Genomic DNA, 17,091 nt, shown 5'->3' on the forward strand with positions numbered 1-17,091 from the left:
TGCTGCGTGCACAGAACTTTCAGGACACATCCAGCTTGAAACGTTGCCGGGTGAATGCCTGCAGCCGCTCGGTTACGGCAAACACCTCTTTGAGCGTCCGTTTTTCCAGTCCGGTCAGTTCGGCCGGTGAAATATGATTTCCCGCGGGTTCGCCGCGCCGTATCTGTCCCAGCTGGTGTACCAGCCGGACATGCATGAGAAACTCGTAGCCTTCGCGCGCCTCGCGGCACAGCTGGGCGGGCATGTGACCTTCCTGTTCCAGCGCCGTCAGCCTGTCAGGCGTGGATGTTTCGTCAATGCCGTGCGCCAGCGCCATCAGGCGTGCAATATTGACGAAAGGCAGCATGCCGCGGCGTTTGATATCCAGCATGTTCCGGTGGTCTCCGCTTTTTTCGACCACAAGGTTGCGGAAAAAAGACAGGGGCGGCCGGTCGCGCAGTGCGTCTGCGGCCAGATGACGCAGAAAGACCTGATCGGCCTGCGCCGCGGCAGCCACCGATTCACGCAGGTGCCGTACCAGCGGGGCATGACCATGCCCGTGGCGGAAGTCGAAAAAGATTGACGACTTGAGCAGTTCCTGCGGTTCCGGCGTGTGTATCCAGCGGATAAAGCGCCGCTGCCAGCCGGAAACAGACAGACGCATGCCCGGCTCCGAAGCCATTATGCCTCCGGCGCACCGGGCGAAACCGCATGCTTCCAGCTCTGCCACGGCCCGCGTGCAGAAAGCGTCAAAGTACACCTGTGCAGCCCGCTCTATGATATCGTCAGGGCAGTCTTCCAGTACAAGGGCGTTGTCCTGATCGGTGGCAAAGGTCTGCTCTCTGCGGCCTTCGCTGCCCAGCAGCATCCAGCTGAATTTTGCCGGCGGCGGACCCGTTTCGGCCTGCAGCAGAGTGAGCACCTTTTCCAGAAAAAGGTCGTTGAACACTGTTATCATGCGTACTGCCGCAGCCGCGCGGGCACCTTCTTCGACCACGGCGCGCACAACATGCGCCACGCGCGGGCCCAGCGGGTGCAGACTGCGCAGATCGCGCTGCTGCATTATTTCGCGGAAGAGTGAAAACGGCGTACGTCCCTGTACGACCATGATGTCGTGGGCCGTGATGACGCCGACAACCCTGCCCGCACGCAAAACGGCAAGGTGATGAATCTGGCGGCGCATCATTTCGAGCAGCGCGTCAAAACAGGTGCAGGTTTCGTCCACAGCCGCCACCGGAGCGGACATGACGGTTTCCGCCGGAGCCTCGTGACCCATGCCCAGCGCCACTGCATTGCGCAGATCTTTATCGGTGACGATGCCGATGACCGGCCCTGCTGCGGGGCTGCCCCCGAGTGCGGCAGTCCGGACCGCAGCGTGCAGGTGCATGTCTGCCGCGTCCGGTTCTCCGTGCGGCGGAGCTGCTTCGCAGACCAGCAGCGATCCTGTGCCGGATTTCATCATACGGTACGCGGCCTGCTGCAGGGTGGTGCCGCGCACCACCGTTTCCGGCGGCCTGTGCACCAGATCGCCCGCCAGACCGGAAAAAAGATACAGACCTCCGCTGCCGGAGGCTCCTTCGCAGCGCAGGCGCATTTCGTCAAAGGCCCGTGTAAGGTACTCTTCCGGCAGAGTGCGCATGAAATAACGTTCTACGGCAGGAAATTCCGAAGCAAGTCCGAGAAATGTTTTTCCCGGTATGCGGATGAAAAAAGTATCCTCCAGTGTTGTTGCATGTACTGAAGCAGTGCTGCGCCCCAGCAGCGCGGCGGCCCCGATGATGTCGCCTTCGCCTCTGGTGTCCTGCAGCGCAGGGCTGCCGTCTTCCTGCGCAACTGTCAGCCGCACGGCACCCTGCTGTACCACGCGCAGGGCCTCGGGGCGCTGCGCGCCGTGCGGCAGTGCCGTACCTTCCGGAACAAACTCCACCGTGCAGACTTCTGCAAGGCGGCGCAGGCTGTCTGCTGGCAGTTCGCTGAAAGGCAGGGTGCGTTGCAGAAACGTGCGTACCAGTCCGGGCTGGCGGGCGGGGTTGCCTTGTGTCATGGCTTCTCCTGTGCAGCGGTAAAAGCGGCGGACGGCCGGGCGTGTCCCGCAGCCGTCCCCCGCAGGGCCGGTTCAGCAGGACGCCGTCCGCCATGCCGTCATCAGTGGTCTATGGCCGCCGATGCGCCTCTGGGAATGCGGATGGATTCCACCATCTCCTGCACTTCAGCCGGCGGCGGCGGGGTGACCAGCGAAACGGCTGCCGTAAGCACAAAGTTGACAAGCATTCCTATGCAGCCGATGCCTTCGGGGCTGATGCCGAAGAACCACGGCGATACACCCATGAATTTGGTCTGCACTATGTAGAAGATGGTGAACCCGATGCCGCAGACCATGCCTGTTATGGCGCCTTCACGGGTGGCGCGTTTCCAGAAGATGCCGAGTACAAGAGTGGGAAAGAAGGATGACGCGGCAAGCCCGAAAGCCAGCGCCACAACCTGCGCCACAAACCCCGGTGGATTCATGCCGAAATATCCGGCAATGCACACTGCCACGCCTATCATTACACGCCCTACAAGCAGCCGTTTTTTTTCCGAAGCCTGCCTGTCGAGCATCCGGTAGTACAGGTCGTGCGAAATGCTTGACGCGATGACCAGCAGCAGTCCGGAGGCCGTGGAGAGGGCCGCTGCCAGCGCGCCGGCAGCCACAAGGGCGATGACCCACGGCGCCAGCCCTGCTATTTCGGGATTGGCCAGCACAATGATGTCGCGGTCGACATACAGTTCGTTTTCGCCGTCCAGTGCGGCGTTGTGCAGCAGCCGCTGGCCGTGCGCGCCTTGCAGGGCGCTGAAATCCGGCTTGCCGGCAAAGGCGTTGCCGCTTCTGTACTGGATGATGCCGTCGTTGTTTTTGTCCAGCCAGGCCACAAGCCCTGTGCGTTCCCAGTTGGCAAACCACGACGGCGCCTGTGTGTAGGCCACGTTGTTGAGCGAATTCACCAGATTGTACCGTGCAAAGGCTGCAATGGCCGGTGCCGTGGTGTACAGCACGGCGATGAACAGCAGGGCGTATACTGCGGAAAGGCGCGCCCCGCGTACCGTGGGCACGGTGTAGAAGCGGATGATCACATGCGGCAGCCCGGCTGTGCCCACCATAAGTGCCATGGTGATGGCTATGACGTCCTGCATGGAGCGTCCGCCCGCTCCGAATGCTTCGGTGTACCCGGCAAACCCGAGGTCGCGGCCTATGGCGTCCAGCGTTTCCAGCAGGTATTTTCCCGCATGGGGACCGTGTGCGATGGCCGACCCGAAGCCGAGCTGCGGTATGGCCGTGCCTGTGATCATTTTGGAAATGGCCGCGGCCGGAATGATGAATGCCACAATCAGCACGGAATACTGTGCTACCTGCGTCCATGTTATGCCTTTCATGCCGCCGATGCCTGCATAAAAGAACACGATGGCCATGCCGATGATGACGCCGGTGTTCACGTCCACTTCCAGAAAGCGGCTGAACACAATGCCCACGCCGCGCATCTGTCCGGCCACATAGGTCAGCGAGACAAAGACGGCGCACAACAGGGCCACCACGCGGGCGGTACCGGAATAATAGCGGTCTCCCACAAAGTCGGGAACGGTGAATTTGCCGAATTTACGCAGATAGGGCGCCAGCAGCAGCGCAAGCAGCACATAGCCGCCTGTCCAGCCCATCAGATAGATGGAGCCGGTGTAACCGGCAAACGAGATGATTCCGGCCATGCCCATGAACGATGCCGCGCTCATCCAGTCGGCCGCGGTAGCCATGCCGTTGGCCAGCGGCGGTACACCGCCTCCGGCCACATAAAAGCCTCTGGTGTCGCGCACGCGTGAAACCCAGGCGATGCCGAGATACAGGCTGAAAGTTATCCCCACCATGATGTAGGTCCATACCGTGGTACTCATGTTCCGCCCTCCTTACTCGTCAATGCCGTATTTGCGGTCGAGCCTGCGCATGAGCAGAAAGTAGACCAGTATGATCACAAGAAACCCGAAGATTGATCCCTGCTGCGCAAACCAGAAGCCCAGCGGAAAGCCGCCCAGCATGACGGCATTCAGTTCGCGCACGAACACGATGCCGCACAGGTACGAAACAGCGGCCCATACGCAAAGCAGTACGGCCATATAGCAGATGTTGGTGCGCCAGTAGGCGCGCAGATCGTGTTTCATGACCGGCCTCCATGTTCCTGAATTGTGTTTGCCGGCAGGTGCGGCGGCCCGTGCTTTCTGCCGCATGCGCTGCTGCGGGGGGCTTCCTGCATCCGGAAGCTCCGGCGCGCTGCAATTCCCTGATGGTGCGTACCGTCGTGCTTCCGCATTGTCTTTCCTCCGTTGTGTTGTGCCGCACTTGCGGCGTCAGGGGGCATGTGCCCTGATTTGCCTATACAACGGCATTTGGTGTACTGCAGCACGGTTTCGGCGGAAGGCTGTAATAAATTGGTGTACGGCTTTTGTGTGGCGGCAGGCCGTTTGTAGCCGCAGATGCACCGTTTACCGTACACGGAAACCGCGAGCGGCGGCTGTGCGTACTGCGTGCGGCAGGTTGTACCGTGCGCGGGGCGGAATACCGGTCAGAAGGAAGGGGCGGCAGTCGCCGGCCGCACCGCCATCAGCGGGGCCGGTGGCGGAAGCTCAGACCGGACAGAATCCTTTTGCGTTCAGGTATGCCGGCCGTGCTACGGCAGGAACGTGATGATAGTCAGTGCCGGGCATGCGGGGCTGTGGTATGACCGCAGGCAGATGCGGCGGGCCGCGGCACATGCCCGGCGCTCAGGCCCAGTATGTGGAATCCGTTGTGCATCAGCTTGGTGTGCATCAGCTTGGAAAAAGGGCTTGATATTCAAGAAACATTATTGATATGAGTGCTAGTCATATGTGGTATGATTTTTAGCAACCTTTCCGGAGCCGTTATGAAAAGTACATTTGCCGCGCTGTTGATCATGGTTGGCTGCCTTGTGTCCGGCGCTCTGCTGACGGGGTCGGAGGCGGCCGCCGCGCAGCCCGTCACACTGAACTATGCCAACTTTCCGCCTGCATCCACGTTTCCCTGCATCCAGATGGAGCAGTGGGCACATGAGGTGCGCACCCGTACCCGCGGCAAGGTGGATGTTCTGACCTATCCCGGCGGTACATTGCTGGGTGCCCGCAACATGCTGCGCGGAGTCATGTCGGGGCAGGCGGATATCGGCTGCATCAGTCTTGCCTATCATCCGGGCGTGTTTCCCGTTATGAGTGTTTTCGAACTGCCTCTGGGGTTCACCAGTGCAGAGGCTGCGAGCAGCGTCCTCTGGGAGCTGTATTCCGGCCTGCGTCCCGCTGAACTGGAGCGTGTCAAAGTGCTCACCATGTTCACTTCTGCTCCTTCGCATTTCATGACAGTGACGCCGGTGCGTTCGCTGCGTGATCTGCAGGGCATGGAGATACGCGGCGCGGGAACGCTTTCGGCCATACTGGAAAAACTTGGTGCCACGCCTGTTTCCATGCCCATGCCCGAAGTGCCGGAAGCGGTGCAGAAGGGGATCATCAAGGGGCTGTTCACATCGCTGGACGTGATGAAGGACATGAATTTTGCGGAAATGACCGGCCATGTGACCAGAGCGGATCAGGCCGTGTATCCTTTTGCCGTCATTATGAACCGCGAAGCGTGGGAGCGCCTGTCACCCGATGTGCAGCAGGTGCTGGACGGGCTGGCGGCGGAGCACGCGGCATGGACGGGACGCTATCTGGACGCGCATGTGCAGGACTCCATGCGCTGGGCGGAAGAGAAACACGGCGTGCAGGTGCACACCCTGCCGGAAGAGGATATCGCCGCCATGCGACGCAGCGTGCAGCCTTTGTTTGACGCATGGGCGCAGAGGGCTGCGGACAAAGGCGCCGACCCCGATGCAGTGATGCGCACCGTGGATGCTTTGAAGGCGCAGTACGGCGGGTAACCCGCGGCCATGCAGACAGCAGGGCGTCCGGGGCATGCCGGGCGCTCTTTTTTTGATGCCGCCGCTGGCGGATGAAACGAGGCGTAAATGGAAAAGATACTGACGGCTATGGAGCGGCTGGGAGAGCTGCTGGCAAAGGTGATGGCCGCTGCGGCGGGCTGCACGCTGGTGCTGATGGTGATGCTTGCGTGCGGCAATATTGCGGGGCGTGCGCTGGGTATGCCGGTCAAGGGGACCTTTGAACTGCTCGGGTTCATGGGGGCGCTGGTGGCCGGTCTTTCTCTGGCTTTTGCCCAGCGCCATAAGGCGCATATCTTCGTGGCGTTTTTTGTGGCGCGTTTCACCCGTCCCGTGCGTCTTGTGCTGGATGCCGCGGTGTATTTCTGCTCGGCACTTTTTTTTGCCGCAGCCAGCCGCGAACTGATCGGTCTTGGCGCATTCATCACCGACTTCGGCGAGCTTTCCGAAACGCTGCATCTTGCATACGCCCCGTTTGTCTATGTGGTGTCGGCAGGTTGCGGGGTTATGGCGTATATTCTTTCGGTTTCGTTTCTGAAAACCGTTCTTCTGGGCAGAGAGGTGTGATGTGGAGCCGGTGACTCTGGGGGTTCTTTCCGTAGGTGTTCTTCTGGCGGCCATTCTGGCATCACGCATTCCGGTGGGGTTTGCCATGGCGGTCACGGGGCTTGGCGGGTATGCCGCAGCCATGGGCCCTGCTGCCGCATGGTCCATGCTGGGGGGCGAAGTGTGGGAGGTGTTTTCCTCTTACGGGCTTACGGTTATCCCGTTTTTCATTTTCATGGGGCAGATCTGTTTTTATTCCGGCGTCAACGAACGCCTGTACAGGGCGGTATATGCATGGATGGGACATATCCGCGGGGGCATAGCCTACGCAACGGTGCTTGCCTGTGCGGGGTTTTCGGCCATCTGCGGGTCAAATACCGCCACGGCCGCCACCATGTCTGCCGTGGCCCTGCCGGAAATGAAAAAATACGGCTATGCACCGGTGCTTTCCACCGGCTGCGTGGCGGCGGGAGCCACTCTGGGGGTGCTGATTCCGCCCAGCGTGGTGCTCATTGTCATCGGGCTGCAGACCGGTCTTTCCATTTCCACGCTGTTTATGGCGGGCATTATGCCCGGCCTGCTGCTTACGGGGCTTTTTCTGGCTGTGGTCTGGCTGTTGTGCCGGCGGCACCCCCAGTGGGGTCCGGCCGGAGAAAAAAGCAGCTGGCGCAGCAGAATGCGCGCACTACCCGGCGCGGCCGAGATTCTGATTCTTTTTGTTCTTGTCATAGGCGGGCTGTTCATGGGGGTGTTCACCCCCACGGAGGCAGGTGCTGCGGGGTCGGCCATTGCTCTGCTGCTCAGCCTTGCGGGGCGCAGGCTGTCGTTGCGGGGGCTGGTGGATGCTGTAAACGACACGCTGCGTATTTCCAGCATGATTATGGTCATCATTCTGGGGGCCGTGCTGTACGGGCGCTTTCTGGCCGTAACCCGTCTGCCATTTGCCGTGGCGGAGTGGACGGCTTCGCTGCCGCTGCCGCCGCTGGGCATTCTGCTGCTGATCTGCGGGGTGTACATTGTGGGCGGCATGATGATGGATGCGCTGGCGTTGCTGCTGGTCACCATTCCCATTTTCTTTCCGGTGGTGCAGGCCATGGGGTACGACCCCGTGTGGTTCAGTGTGTTCATTACCGTGATAACCACCATGGGGGCCATCACGCCGCCTGTGGGGGTGACCGCGTTTGTGGTGGCCTCCGCTGCCGGAGACGTGGGAGTGCAGGATGTATTCAGAGGGGTGACCTTTTTTCTGGCGGCGTATGCGGTATGTGCTCTGCTGTTGCTGCTGGTGCCCCAGATAGTTCTTTTTATACCATCCCTTATGTAAATAATTAGCTTGTCGATGCGGTACTGCGCGCGTATATATCCGGTAATACTCTGCCTTGGCCCGGCGGTATGCATTGTGCCGCCGTGCAATCCGTTACTGCAACCAGTATAAAAGGGGGTGAACGTGATGGCGTATACGGCAATCCGCCGACGGGTGTCTGTTGCATTGTGCATGGTCTCGGCATGCATTGTATCACTTTGCATGCTGACGGGCGCGGCCGGTCAGGCTTTTGCGGGTCCCGCCGCGGCACAGGCTTTTAACGATGGCCGCACCGTGCTGCGCGTTGCACTGTATCCCGACATTCCCGGTGATCTGGAGTCCATGCTGCGCTGGGTGGAACGGCATTTCGAGGCGGAGAATCCCGATGTGGATCTTGAACTGGTGGCGGTGCCCGTGATGGACATGTACGAGGTGAGTAATATTGCCTCGTGGCTGACACAGCCCGTGTCCGGCGGAGGCATGCATCTGCTGGAAATAGACAGCCTGCTGCTGGGCGCGGCAGTGGCAACGGGCAGCGTGGCACAGCAGACGCTGGTCATGCCCGACTGGCATCCGGCAGCCTATGCCACCGCCCATGTGGACGGCAGACAGTACGGGGTGACGCACTGGCTGTGCGGGTATTTTCTGATGACACCTCACAGGGCCGCCGCAGAGGCTGACAGTATGCAGCAGATGCTGGAAGCATTGCAGATAGTCCGGCCCGAGCCGCCGTATCTGGGGGCGGATTATACCAGCAGCTGGTTCATATCCGGCTATTATCTGCAAAGCTGGATGGACAACTTCGGTCGTGATTCGGTGCGTGTGGGCGTATATGCCCCGGTGAACGAGGTGCCTGCATCGGCTGTGGGCGATGTGGCGCACATGTGCGTCTCGCGGGGGAATAATCCCTGCGTGGACGGTACATACGCTGATTTTTCCGTCATGGTTGCTGACGCTCTGCAGGGCAGACTTGCAGGGCTTGCCGGTTTTTCCGAGACCATGCGCGAGGTGGTGGCGCAGGGCGGCGATGCTGCGGACTGGTATGTCACGCCGTTTGTGCTGGGGCCGGAAAAAGACATGATGCTGATGTCCGACGTGTTCGTGGGCCGGAAAAATATGACACCGGATGAAACGGACGCTGCGGAGCGTTTCATGCGTTTTATGCTTGAAGACAGCACCTATGCCGGAATTCTGTTTCCTCAGGGTGCGCCGCCGCGGTATGTGATTCCCGCAAGAATGGATGTGCTGCAGGAAGGGCCTTTTGCAGCAGATGTCTATTACAGCCGCCTGCGCGATGCTATCCGTACGGCGGGGCATTTTCCCAATCAGGGAGTGCCGGAGAACAGAGAGCGGATTTTCAGCGGTGTGCTGCCGTACCTGCGGGACGATGCCCTGCCGGAGGATTTTCCTGCCAAGGACGTAAAGAGAACGTCAGTGCCTGTGCACCGCAAGGCCCGCTGGCAGCGGCACAAGGGACATTTTGTTGTGGATGAACCCATGCTGCCGCTGCATCCGTAGCCCCGTGCCACCGCATGTTGCGGCTGTAAGGGCAGCCCCTGTCCCGCGGCGCGGAGAAGCGGCCCCGTAAATGCGGGCATCTGCAGACAGCAGGCTTATACAAAAAAACAAGGCGGCATGAGCCGCCTTGTCTGTATTTATGGCATGCGGACCGCACCGGAGTGCGGTTTGGCGGAATGGCTGCGGAAAAGGATTTCCGCCGGACCGGTTCCGCCCGGGGTGCTGCGTCGTGAAACGTGTCCGGTAACGTTTTTGTCTGACAGCCCGGCTGAATATCTGCCGGAGAGCAGATCAGGCCAGAAAGTCGGTCTCGTCACGCAGCAGTTTGCGCGCGATGTCTTTGGAGTCGATGCGGTATTCGCCGGACGCAATGCGGTCTTTGATTTCGGCAACCTTTTCGTGCCGTATTTCCGGCGTGGAAAGAGCACCCGTGTACGCTTCGGTGCGCAGCCGCGCATCATTGGACAGGCTTACACGGTCTCCGCCCGAAGACGAATCACCACTTTTGCGGCGTGCATCGCCGGTATTTTTGCTGTCCGCTTTTTCAAGCTTTGCCTGATACGGATCCAGCTTGTTAAGCAGGTTCTTGATTTGCATAGCAACCTCCCCGAGGGACGCTGTGACATCTATAGCATGGTGTCGTCCACCTTGTCCAAGGTGATGGCCCACAGCCTTTCCATGAGCTCTGCCTTTTCACCTGTGTTCAGTTCCACGGGCCCCTCCGGGGTATCGCGGAAAATCTGCATCTCAAGCTCGGTGGGCGGATATTTGAATATCAGCGGAAAACCCGCCTGCGCCTCCAGCTCTTCTTTGATGCTCCGGACAACGGGGTTGTCGCTGCCTGAAAGGATAAGGTTCTCCACCACCTCTCGGGCTATGCGCTCCACCATCATTTTCCGTTTCACGTCTGCGGGGATGGCGCTGGCTTCCTCCCCTGCCGCCAATCGCAAGGCATGACGGTATCGTGCCAGCCTGCGGGCGGTTACAAGCTGCTTGTCGTACTGCAGCAGCATGTTGCGGACATAAAACGACGTATCGGTCACAACGTTCTCCCCTCGTCTCCTCTTATCGGTATCTTTGGAGAGAACTTTAGGGGGCGAGGGGGATTTTTTTTGTTTTTTGTCCTTACTACTCTTAACGGCAAAACCCTGTGAAACATTAGGGGAAAAAATATATTGTCCGGCTGCTGCAGGCTAACAGGGTGCCGATACGGGAAGAAAAACTGCATGAAAGAATGCGCGACAGCCGTAAAGGGTGCAGAGCACGGCCGCTGCGGTTGCGTCCGGTGCGGAAATCGGGCATCTGGCGGGTGCGGTGCTTTTCTGCCGCCGGATGTACTGCAGGAGAATGCGGAATGAACGTTGACGGACCTTTTACGGCGTCCTGCCCCGTTGTACTGGCTTCGGGGTCGCCCAGACGGCAGGAGTTTCTGCGCGCCATGGGAGTGCCTTTTTCAGTGGATACGGCCGGTGCAAGCGAGCCGGAACCGGTTGAGGGTGAGGCCGCAGTGGCCTATGCGCGCCGTGCGGCATGCGCCAAAACCCTGCCGGTGGCCCGTCGCCACGCTGCGGCCTGTGTTATCGGGGCCGATACCGTGGTGGCACTGGATGGTGTCATAATGGGCAAACCTGCCGGCCATGCGCATGCGCTCTCCATGCTGCGGGCTCTGGCCGGTGCGCGGCACGAGGTGGTCAGCGCGTGCTGCATCTGCCTGCCCGGCAACGCGCAGGAACCCGTGGTGCTTCATGCGGTGACATCGGTCTGGATGCACAGGTGGGACGATGCCGCCCTGAAAGCCTATATCGCCACGGGAGAACCGGCGGACAAGGCAGGCGCCTACGGCATTCAGGGTATAGGGGCTTTTCTGGTTTCGCGCATTGACGGTTCGTGGAGCAATGTCGTGGGGCTGCCGCTGACAGAGCTGCTGACCGAACTGCAGCGTCGTGGATTGGTTGTTCCGTCGGGTGCGCAGACTGCGGAACAAGACGGACATGCCCCGGATGTGCGGGACTGACACACCTGTCCGGGCGGCGTCGCGGGGTACGCGGTGCGCGGCAGCCGGACGGAGGAGAAGACAAGATGACTGAGCAGCGTTCTTTTATGGACAGAACGGCCCTGTTTGTGGCCAGAGGTCTGGGAGCAGGGTTGTTTCCCGTGGCACCGGGAACATGCGGCACTGCGCTGGGGGCATTGCTGGCTCCCTGGCTGTTTCTGCCGCTGTCTTTTCCCGCGCGCCTTGTGGTGGTGATTCTTGTGTTTATGCTGGGCTGCTGGGCCGCCGACAGAGCGGAACACCTGTTGGGCCGCAAAGACCCCGGCGAGGTGGTTATCGATGAGATTTTCGGCTTGTGGCTTTGTCTGCTGCCTTTTGCGCAGGTGAGCACGCAGGGGCTTGTCTGGGCGTTTGTGCTGTTCCGCATTTTTGACATTGCCAAACCGTGGCCTGTGCGTCAGGCGGAATCGTGGCTGCCGGGCGGCGGCGGCGTGATGATTGACGACGGTGTGGCCGGTCTGTGGGCCATGGTTGTGTTTGCGGCCATACACGGCGTCTGATGATGTCTGCTGCTGCGGCAGGGCCATGACGGGCGCTTCTTTGCCGGAGCGCCGTATGTGGCCTTTGGCCGCAGGGCTGCCGGTTGCCGGTGTGCGCAGTCTGCATAAATCTGCTCCGGCTTCTTTTCTTGCGGTATGTTGTTCTGTTGCATGGCCGCAGGGGGGCTGCGGTATCCGCTGCTGAGCGCCGTGCGGTATACGGCATGGCACAGCTCTCGCGGCGGCCCGCAGTGTTTCGGGGCCGCCGTGCTGCTGTCCGCATGGCTTTTGCGTGTTCTTTTGTCCGGTACCGGCTGTCAGGGCGCGTCGTCGTCTTCTATGGGGCCGCGGGGAATGATGATGCGCGCTGCCCGTTCGAAAAAGATATAATCCCAAGCCCACGTGAAAAGTACAAACAGCCTGTTGCGGAAGCCCACAAGATACAGCAGGTGAATGAACAGCCACATGACCCAGGCAACAAAGCCGGTGGCTGTGTGTTCTTTGCCCATGCGTACCACGGCGGCGGCCCGCCCTATGGTGGCCATGGAGCCTTTGTCGCGGTACCGGAAAGCGCGCAGCGGTCTGCCTGCCAGTGCGGCGCGTATGTTGTCCGCGGCCAGAGCGCCCTGCTGTATGGCATTGGGAGCAATGAGCGGAGCGGGCGAATCGCCCTGCGGCAGAGCCATGTCGCCCGCAACGAAAACATCAGGATGTCCTTCAACCTGCAGTGTGGGCAGCACCGGCACGCGGCCGCCGCGTCCCGTGGGCAGACCCATCTGGCCGGCCAGAGCGTGCCCCTGCACACCTGCTGTCCACACCACGGTTTCGGTCCGTAACGGGCTGCTGCCTTCCAGCTCGACGCTGTCCGGAGTCACGGCCGTCACTTTGGCATTCAGGCGTACGTCCACCCCCATGTGGGTAAGCCGTTCAAATGCGTAGCGGCGCAGGTGGTCGGGAAATCCGGCCAGCAGACCGTCGCCTGCTTCCAGCAGCACCACGCGGGCCTGTCCCGTGTTCAGGGTTGGAAAGTCTTTGGTGAGCGGCTGGCGGATAAGTTCGGCCAGCGCTCCTGCGTATTCCACCCCCGTGGGGCCGCCGCCCACCACGGTGTATGTGAGAATACGGTCCTTTCTGTCCGGATTGCGTTCGTGTGTGGCCTGTTCGAAGCATGAGACAATATGGTTGCGCAGCGTGATGGCCTGTTCCAGATTTTTCAGCCTGAAGCAGTGCTTGTCCGCGCCCGGTACGCCGTAAAAGGCCGTGAAGCTGCCCATGGCCACAACCAGTTTGTCAAAGGGAATGTGCGGTCCGTCAGTGTGCAGCACCTTGTTTTTCATATCGATGCTGCGCACGTCACCCATGACGAAATGCACATTGGGATATTTGCGGAAAATGGCCCGCAGCGGGTAGGCTATCTGCCCCGGTTCCAGTTCGGCCGCGGCAACCTGATAGAGCAGCGGCAAAAAAGTGTGGTAGTTGTTTCTGTCGACCAGAATGATATCCAGATTTTTGTCGCGCGCCAGTCTGCGCACGGCCCAAACGCCCGCAAAACCGCCGCCTGCGACGACGACCCGCGTTCTGCTGTTGCCTGTGCTGCCCGTCATGCTGATTTCTCCTTTTGCCGGCAGGTTATGTGCCCGTATGAGATTCTTTTGTTTCGAGCATCACCCTATACTGTAGCGTATGCAGTCTTTCGGGTAAACAGAATAGGCAGCGGTGGCGGATGAATCCAAAGAAGGCTATGCTGCCTGTGAAGAGGAAAGCGAGTGGAGCATTCATGGGAAAACTGAATGTCGATGATCTGAAAGAAGGCATGGTGCTGGCCGCAGACGTATGCGGCCGCGACGGCAGGACACTGCTGGGCGCCGGTGCCGCGCTGCAGGAGCGCCACCTGCGTATATTCAAGGCGTGGGGTGTTACCGAGGCGGATATCGAGGGTGTGGACCGCTCTGACATGGAGCAGGAACACGAAGCCGAACTGCCGCCCGAAGTGCTGGAGGCCGCGCGTGCGCGTGTGGATGCCCGTATGGGCCGCCACGGCGGCAGCGAGCTGGAGCATGAGCTGCGGCGTATAACAACGCTGCGGCTGAGCGCCCGCATACTGCACGATGGCATGCCCGAAACCGAGGAACTGGATTACGGGGCGTTGCGGGCCTGTGCGGCCAAAGACTCGTTTGATAAAGACCGCACCTCGGTCCATTCGGTTGTGGATGATCAGGTGCAGCTGCTTTCTTTCCCCGACATTTATTTTCGCATTGTCAAGGTGCTGGAGTCGCCCAGCAGTTCTTCGCGCAAGCTGGCGGAAGTGGTCAGCACGGACGCCAGTCTGGCGGCACGGCTTCTGCGGCTTGTGAACAGCCCGTTTTACGGGTTCCCTTCCAAAATCGACTCCATAGCGCGGGCCATCACCCTGATCGGCGCCAACGAACTGGTCACCCTTGCTCTGGGTATTTCCGTCATGCGGGTTTTTTCCGGTGTGCCCTCGGGGGGCTTCAACATGCGGCGCTTCTGGGAACATTCCATCCTGTGCGGCCTGTTTTCGCGGCTGATCGCCGGGCACAAGATGGGGCTTTCGGAAGAACGGCTGTTTGTAGGCGGGCTGCTGCACGATCTGGGCGAGCTGCTCATGCTCAGCAGGCATCCGCGTACCATGTGCCGGACCATGGTGTACGCCCATGAGCAGCAGGTGCCGCTGTATCAGGCGGAAAAAGCCGTGTTCGGCTTTGATCATGCCGGAGCAGGCAGCCTGCTGCTGAACCGCTGGAATCTGCCCGACGGCCTTGTGCGCATGGTGGGGTATCATCACCTGCCGGACAGAGTGCGGGCGCCTCTGGAAGCTTCCGTGGTGCATGTTGCCGATATCATGTCTTTTCTGTTCCGTATTGAGGATGTTCCCGCGGGAATGGTGCTGTCCGGACTGAACGGCGCGGCAATAAACAAACTGGGGCTGGCGCCTTCGGCTGTGCAGACAATGATGGCGCAGGCGGGCAGGCAGTTCGAGGCCATTTCCGGTGTGTTCTTTGACGCCGGTCAGGAAGCGCGGGACAAGGCATGAATCAGCAAGGGGCAGAAACGGAGCAGGATCTGCGGGCGCGGGTGCCGGACGAGCGCAGAGCCACGCTGGCCGCGCTGGAGCTGGCAGCCACCCTGAGCCATTTTGACCAGCGGCTTGACCGTATGGAAGGAGTGGACAGCATTCTGCGAGAGACCGCGGCCAAGGCTCAGGGACTGGTGGAAATGCAGTCATGGGCTTTTTTTCTGGTCGATCCGGAAACCGGAGATTTTACCTGTGCCCTTACTGACGGGCCGGAAGACCGTCTGCGTTTTGAACGTGAAGTGGACGCACTGATAGAAGACAGAACCTTTGCGTGGGTTCTGGGTCGCAACAGGGCCGTGCTTGTGCCTTCGGGCATCGGCGCTGCCGGCAGGCTGCTGCTCCATCCGCTGGCGACATCTTCGGGGCTGTGGGGCATGTTTGTGGCTTTTACCGGTGAAGGGGCAGAGTCCACAGACCTCGGGTTTTATCTGCTTACGGTGGTGTTTTTTTCCTGCGCATCCATGCTTGAAAGCTATTCTCTGTACCGCCAGCTGCAGCAGGTGAACGAGGGACTGGAACAGCAGGTGGCCGACCGCACCCGCGAACTGGTGTCCATTAACTCCAGTCTGGAACGCGAGGTGGAGGAACGCAGTCTGGCAGAGCAGCAGCTGCGGCGGACTCTGAACGAAAAAGAGTCATACCGGCAGCATCTTGAGGCCGTTTTTTCCAGCATACAGGATGCCATCATCACCGTAGACCTGAATGGTGTGGTACTGAACACCAATGCCGCTGCTGAAAAAATGCTGGGCATTCCGGCTGCACAGGCTGTGAGAATGCATCATACCGCCCTGCAGCTGCCCTGTGCCAGAGCATGTCAGGATGTGCTGGGAGCCACGCTGGGTTCCGGTACGCCCGTGCGCGAATTCCGCGCCGTGAGTGAAGACGGCGCTCAGGTGATGATTCTGGGCGGCACGCCGCTTATCTCGCTGGACGGGACGTTTTCCGGCGCCGTTCTTTCCTGCCGCGATATCACGCGGCTTGTGTCGCTGGAGCAGCAGCTCCGTCAGCGGCATTCATTCAGCAATATCATCGGGCGCAGCAAGGTTATGCAATCGCTGTTCGGCCTGCTGGAAAATCTTGCGGCATACGACACCACAGTGCTGGTCACCGGTGAATCCGGTACCGGCAAGGAACTGGTGGCAGAGGCTCTGCATTACAACGGGGCGCGCTCGGGCGGACCGCTGGTCAAGGTGAACTGCACTGCCTTGTCTGAAAGCCTGCTGGAAAGCGAACTGTTCGGCCATGTGCGCGGGGCCTTTACCGGAGCCGTGCGCGACAGGGCCGGACGGTTTGAGACAGCCGAAGGCGGTACTATTTTTCTTGATGAGATCGGCGACATCTCCATGCGTATTCAGGTACTGCTGCTGCGCTTTCTCGAGTCAAAAGAATTTGAACGGGTGGGTGACACCACTCCGCGGCGGGCTGATGTGCGCATAGTGGCTGCCACCAATGCCGACCTGCACCGGCGCATCAGTGAAGGTACTTTCCGCGCGGACCTGTTTTACCGGCTCAATGTCACCAGTGTGCATCTGCCGCCGCTCAGGGAGAGGCGCGAAGACATCCCGCTGCTGGTCCAGCATTTTGTGGAGCAATGCAACACCGAACTGGGAACCCGTGTGGCCGGAGTGGATGATAAAGCCATGGCTGCGCTGGTCCGTGCTCCGTGGCCGGGCAATGTGCGCGAACTGAAGCATACGCTGGAACATGCCTGCGTGCTGTGCCGCGACGGCTATGTGGAAGCCGGTCACCTGCCGGCGGAGCTTGCGGCGGTTGAGTCTTCCCCTGTCCGGTTTGATGCGGCGGTGTCCGGGCCGGTTTCTGCCGCCGCGGGCGGCGCAGTTCCGCAGCCCGTGGCGGGCGGATTCGGACGGCGGCAGCTGGACGCCCGCAGCATCACGGCGGCCATCGAACAGACCGGAGGCAACAAGGCCAGAGCGGCGCGCCTGCTGGGAGTAGGGCGGGCGACTCTGTACCGCAAACTGCGGGAGCTGGACATGTCCATATAACATGTCTCAAGTGTCTCAAGCGAGACATCTTTGTGTCTCAAGTGTCTTGTTTGAGACAGCGATTAGGTGTCTCACCGACAGGGTTATTCTTAGTGGAAATCTGTAATAATTTTATATTACAGATTTTTTTTATTTTGGCACCGG

Annotated in this window: 14 protein-coding genes; 8 read left to right on the plus strand and 6 right to left on the minus strand. The window is 60.3% G+C overall.

Features of this window, described 5'->3' with window-relative positions; genetic code table 11:
* Positions 1 to 19: 19 nt before the first annotated feature.
* From H586_RS0108035 to H586_RS0108045, 3 genes are all read right to left on the minus strand, one after another.
* The gene (locus H586_RS0108035) at positions 20 to 2,023 is read right to left on the minus strand and encodes a putative nucleotidyltransferase substrate binding domain-containing protein (protein ID WP_027181786.1); all 2,004 of its coding nucleotides are present in this window, start codon (positions 2,021 to 2,023) and stop codon (positions 20 to 22) included.
* Positions 2,024 to 2,124: 101 nt separating this feature from the next.
* Positions 2,125 to 3,900, minus strand: a complete 1,776-nt coding sequence (locus H586_RS0108040) for a sodium:solute symporter family protein (protein ID WP_027181787.1) — start codon at positions 3,898 to 3,900, stop codon at positions 2,125 to 2,127.
* A 12-nt stretch (positions 3,901 to 3,912) separates the two neighbouring features.
* On the minus strand, positions 3,913 to 4,164 hold the full coding sequence (locus H586_RS0108045; RefSeq protein ID WP_027181788.1) for a DUF4212 domain-containing protein: 252 nt from the start codon (positions 4,162 to 4,164) through the stop codon (positions 3,913 to 3,915).
* A 740-nt stretch (positions 4,165 to 4,904) separates the two neighbouring features.
* On the opposite strand from H586_RS0108045, the gene H586_RS0108055 reads away from it, so the two are divergent.
* The 4 genes from H586_RS0108055 to H586_RS0108070 all read left to right on the plus strand — a co-directional run bounded on the left by H586_RS0108055 (position 4,905) and on the right by H586_RS0108070 (position 9,312).
* Positions 4,905 to 5,927 (plus strand): TRAP transporter substrate-binding protein, encoded by a 1,023-nt coding sequence (locus tag H586_RS0108055; protein WP_011366730.1) that lies wholly within the window; start codon positions 4,905 to 4,907, stop codon positions 5,925 to 5,927.
* Positions 5,928 to 6,014: 87 nt separating this feature from the next.
* On the plus strand, positions 6,015 to 6,512 hold the full coding sequence (locus tag H586_RS0108060; protein WP_011366731.1) for a TRAP transporter small permease: 498 nt from the start codon (positions 6,015 to 6,017) through the stop codon (positions 6,510 to 6,512).
* Position 6,513: 1 nt separating this feature from the next.
* Positions 6,514 to 7,815, plus strand: coding sequence for a TRAP transporter large permease (locus H586_RS0108065; protein WP_027181790.1), 1,302 nt, complete (start codon positions 6,514 to 6,516; stop codon positions 7,813 to 7,815).
* 201 nt (positions 7,816 to 8,016) lie between these two features.
* Entirely contained in the window at positions 8,017 to 9,312 is a 1,296-nt protein-coding gene (locus tag H586_RS0108070) for a type 2 periplasmic-binding domain-containing protein (RefSeq protein WP_155891364.1), read from the plus strand.
* A gap of 291 nt (positions 9,313 to 9,603) precedes the next feature.
* On the opposite strand, the gene flgM is transcribed toward H586_RS0108070, so the two are convergent.
* Together flgM and H586_RS0108080 are read right to left on the minus strand one after the other, a co-directional pair.
* Entirely contained in the window at positions 9,604 to 9,909 is a 306-nt protein-coding gene (gene flgM / locus H586_RS0108075; RefSeq protein ID WP_011366734.1) for a flagellar biosynthesis anti-sigma factor FlgM, read from the minus strand.
* A 29-nt stretch (positions 9,910 to 9,938) separates the two neighbouring features.
* Entirely contained in the window at positions 9,939 to 10,355 is a 417-nt protein-coding gene (locus H586_RS0108080; protein ID WP_011366735.1) for a DVU0524 family FlgM-associated protein, read from the minus strand.
* A gap of 311 nt (positions 10,356 to 10,666) precedes the next feature.
* Here H586_RS0108080 and H586_RS0108090 point away from each other — a divergent pair, with 311 nt between their 5' ends.
* Positions 10,667 to 11,326, plus strand: a complete 660-nt coding sequence (locus H586_RS0108090) for a Maf family nucleotide pyrophosphatase (protein WP_027181792.1) — start codon at positions 10,667 to 10,669, stop codon at positions 11,324 to 11,326.
* A 65-nt stretch (positions 11,327 to 11,391) separates the two neighbouring features.
* The gene (locus H586_RS0108095; RefSeq protein WP_155891365.1) at positions 11,392 to 11,865 is read left to right on the plus strand and encodes a phosphatidylglycerophosphatase A family protein; all 474 of its coding nucleotides are present in this window, start codon (positions 11,392 to 11,394) and stop codon (positions 11,863 to 11,865) included.
* A 296-nt stretch (positions 11,866 to 12,161) separates the two neighbouring features.
* On the opposite strand, the gene H586_RS0108105 is transcribed toward H586_RS0108095, so the two are convergent.
* The gene (locus H586_RS0108105) at positions 12,162 to 13,448 is read right to left on the minus strand and encodes an NAD(P)/FAD-dependent oxidoreductase (RefSeq protein ID WP_027181794.1); all 1,287 of its coding nucleotides are present in this window, start codon (positions 13,446 to 13,448) and stop codon (positions 12,162 to 12,164) included.
* A gap of 173 nt (positions 13,449 to 13,621) precedes the next feature.
* Between H586_RS0108105 and H586_RS18665 the strand changes: the two genes are divergently transcribed.
* Complete coding sequence (locus H586_RS18665; RefSeq protein ID WP_051363936.1) at positions 13,622 to 14,899, plus strand: HDOD domain-containing protein; 1,278 nt, start codon at positions 13,622 to 13,624, stop codon at positions 14,897 to 14,899.
* Positions 14,896 to 16,947 (plus strand): sigma-54 interaction domain-containing protein, encoded by a 2,052-nt coding sequence (locus tag H586_RS18670; protein WP_051363937.1) that lies wholly within the window; start codon positions 14,896 to 14,898, stop codon positions 16,945 to 16,947. The genes H586_RS18665 and H586_RS18670 overlap by 4 nt, the downstream gene beginning before the upstream one ends.
* The last annotated feature ends 144 nt before the right edge of the window (positions 16,948 to 17,091 follow it).

The sequence above is a fragment of the Oleidesulfovibrio alaskensis DSM 16109 genome (assembly GCF_000482745.1).
Lineage (GTDB): Bacteria > Desulfobacterota > Desulfovibrionia > Desulfovibrionales > Desulfovibrionaceae > Oleidesulfovibrio > Oleidesulfovibrio alaskensis.

What these genes read in the sequence shown, in the direction of transcription:
- H586_RS0108060 (WP_011366731.1), top strand. Translation starts at nt 6,015, where the DNA reads ATGGAAAAGATACTGACGGCTATGGAGCGGCTGGGAGAGCTGCTGGCA.
- H586_RS0108070 (WP_155891364.1), top strand. Translation starts at nt 8,017, where the DNA reads ATGCTGACGGGCGCGGCCGGTCAGGCTTTTGCGGGTCCCGCCGCGGCA.
- H586_RS0108040 (WP_027181787.1), bottom strand. Translation starts at nt 3,900, where the DNA reads ATGAGTACCACGGTATGGACCTACATCATGGTGGGGATAACTTTCAGC.
- H586_RS0108095 (WP_155891365.1), top strand. Translation starts at nt 11,392, where the DNA reads ATGACTGAGCAGCGTTCTTTTATGGACAGAACGGCCCTGTTTGTGGCC.
- flgM (WP_011366734.1), bottom strand. Translation starts at nt 9,909, where the DNA reads ATGCAAATCAAGAACCTGCTTAACAAGCTGGATCCGTATCAGGCAAAG.
- H586_RS0108035 (WP_027181786.1), bottom strand. Translation starts at nt 2,023, where the DNA reads ATGACACAAGGCAACCCCGCCCGCCAGCCCGGACTGGTACGCACGTTT.
- H586_RS0108045 (WP_027181788.1), bottom strand. Translation starts at nt 4,164, where the DNA reads ATGAAACACGATCTGCGCGCCTACTGGCGCACCAACATCTGCTATATG.
- H586_RS18665 (WP_051363936.1), top strand. Translation starts at nt 13,622, where the DNA reads ATGGGAAAACTGAATGTCGATGATCTGAAAGAAGGCATGGTGCTGGCC.
- H586_RS0108090 (WP_027181792.1), top strand. Translation starts at nt 10,667, where the DNA reads ATGAACGTTGACGGACCTTTTACGGCGTCCTGCCCCGTTGTACTGGCT.
- H586_RS18670 (WP_051363937.1), top strand. Translation starts at nt 14,896, where the DNA reads ATGAATCAGCAAGGGGCAGAAACGGAGCAGGATCTGCGGGCGCGGGTG.
- H586_RS0108105 (WP_027181794.1), bottom strand. Translation starts at nt 13,448, where the DNA reads ATGACGGGCAGCACAGGCAACAGCAGAACGCGGGTCGTCGTCGCAGGC.
- H586_RS0108055 (WP_011366730.1), top strand. Translation starts at nt 4,905, where the DNA reads ATGAAAAGTACATTTGCCGCGCTGTTGATCATGGTTGGCTGCCTTGTG.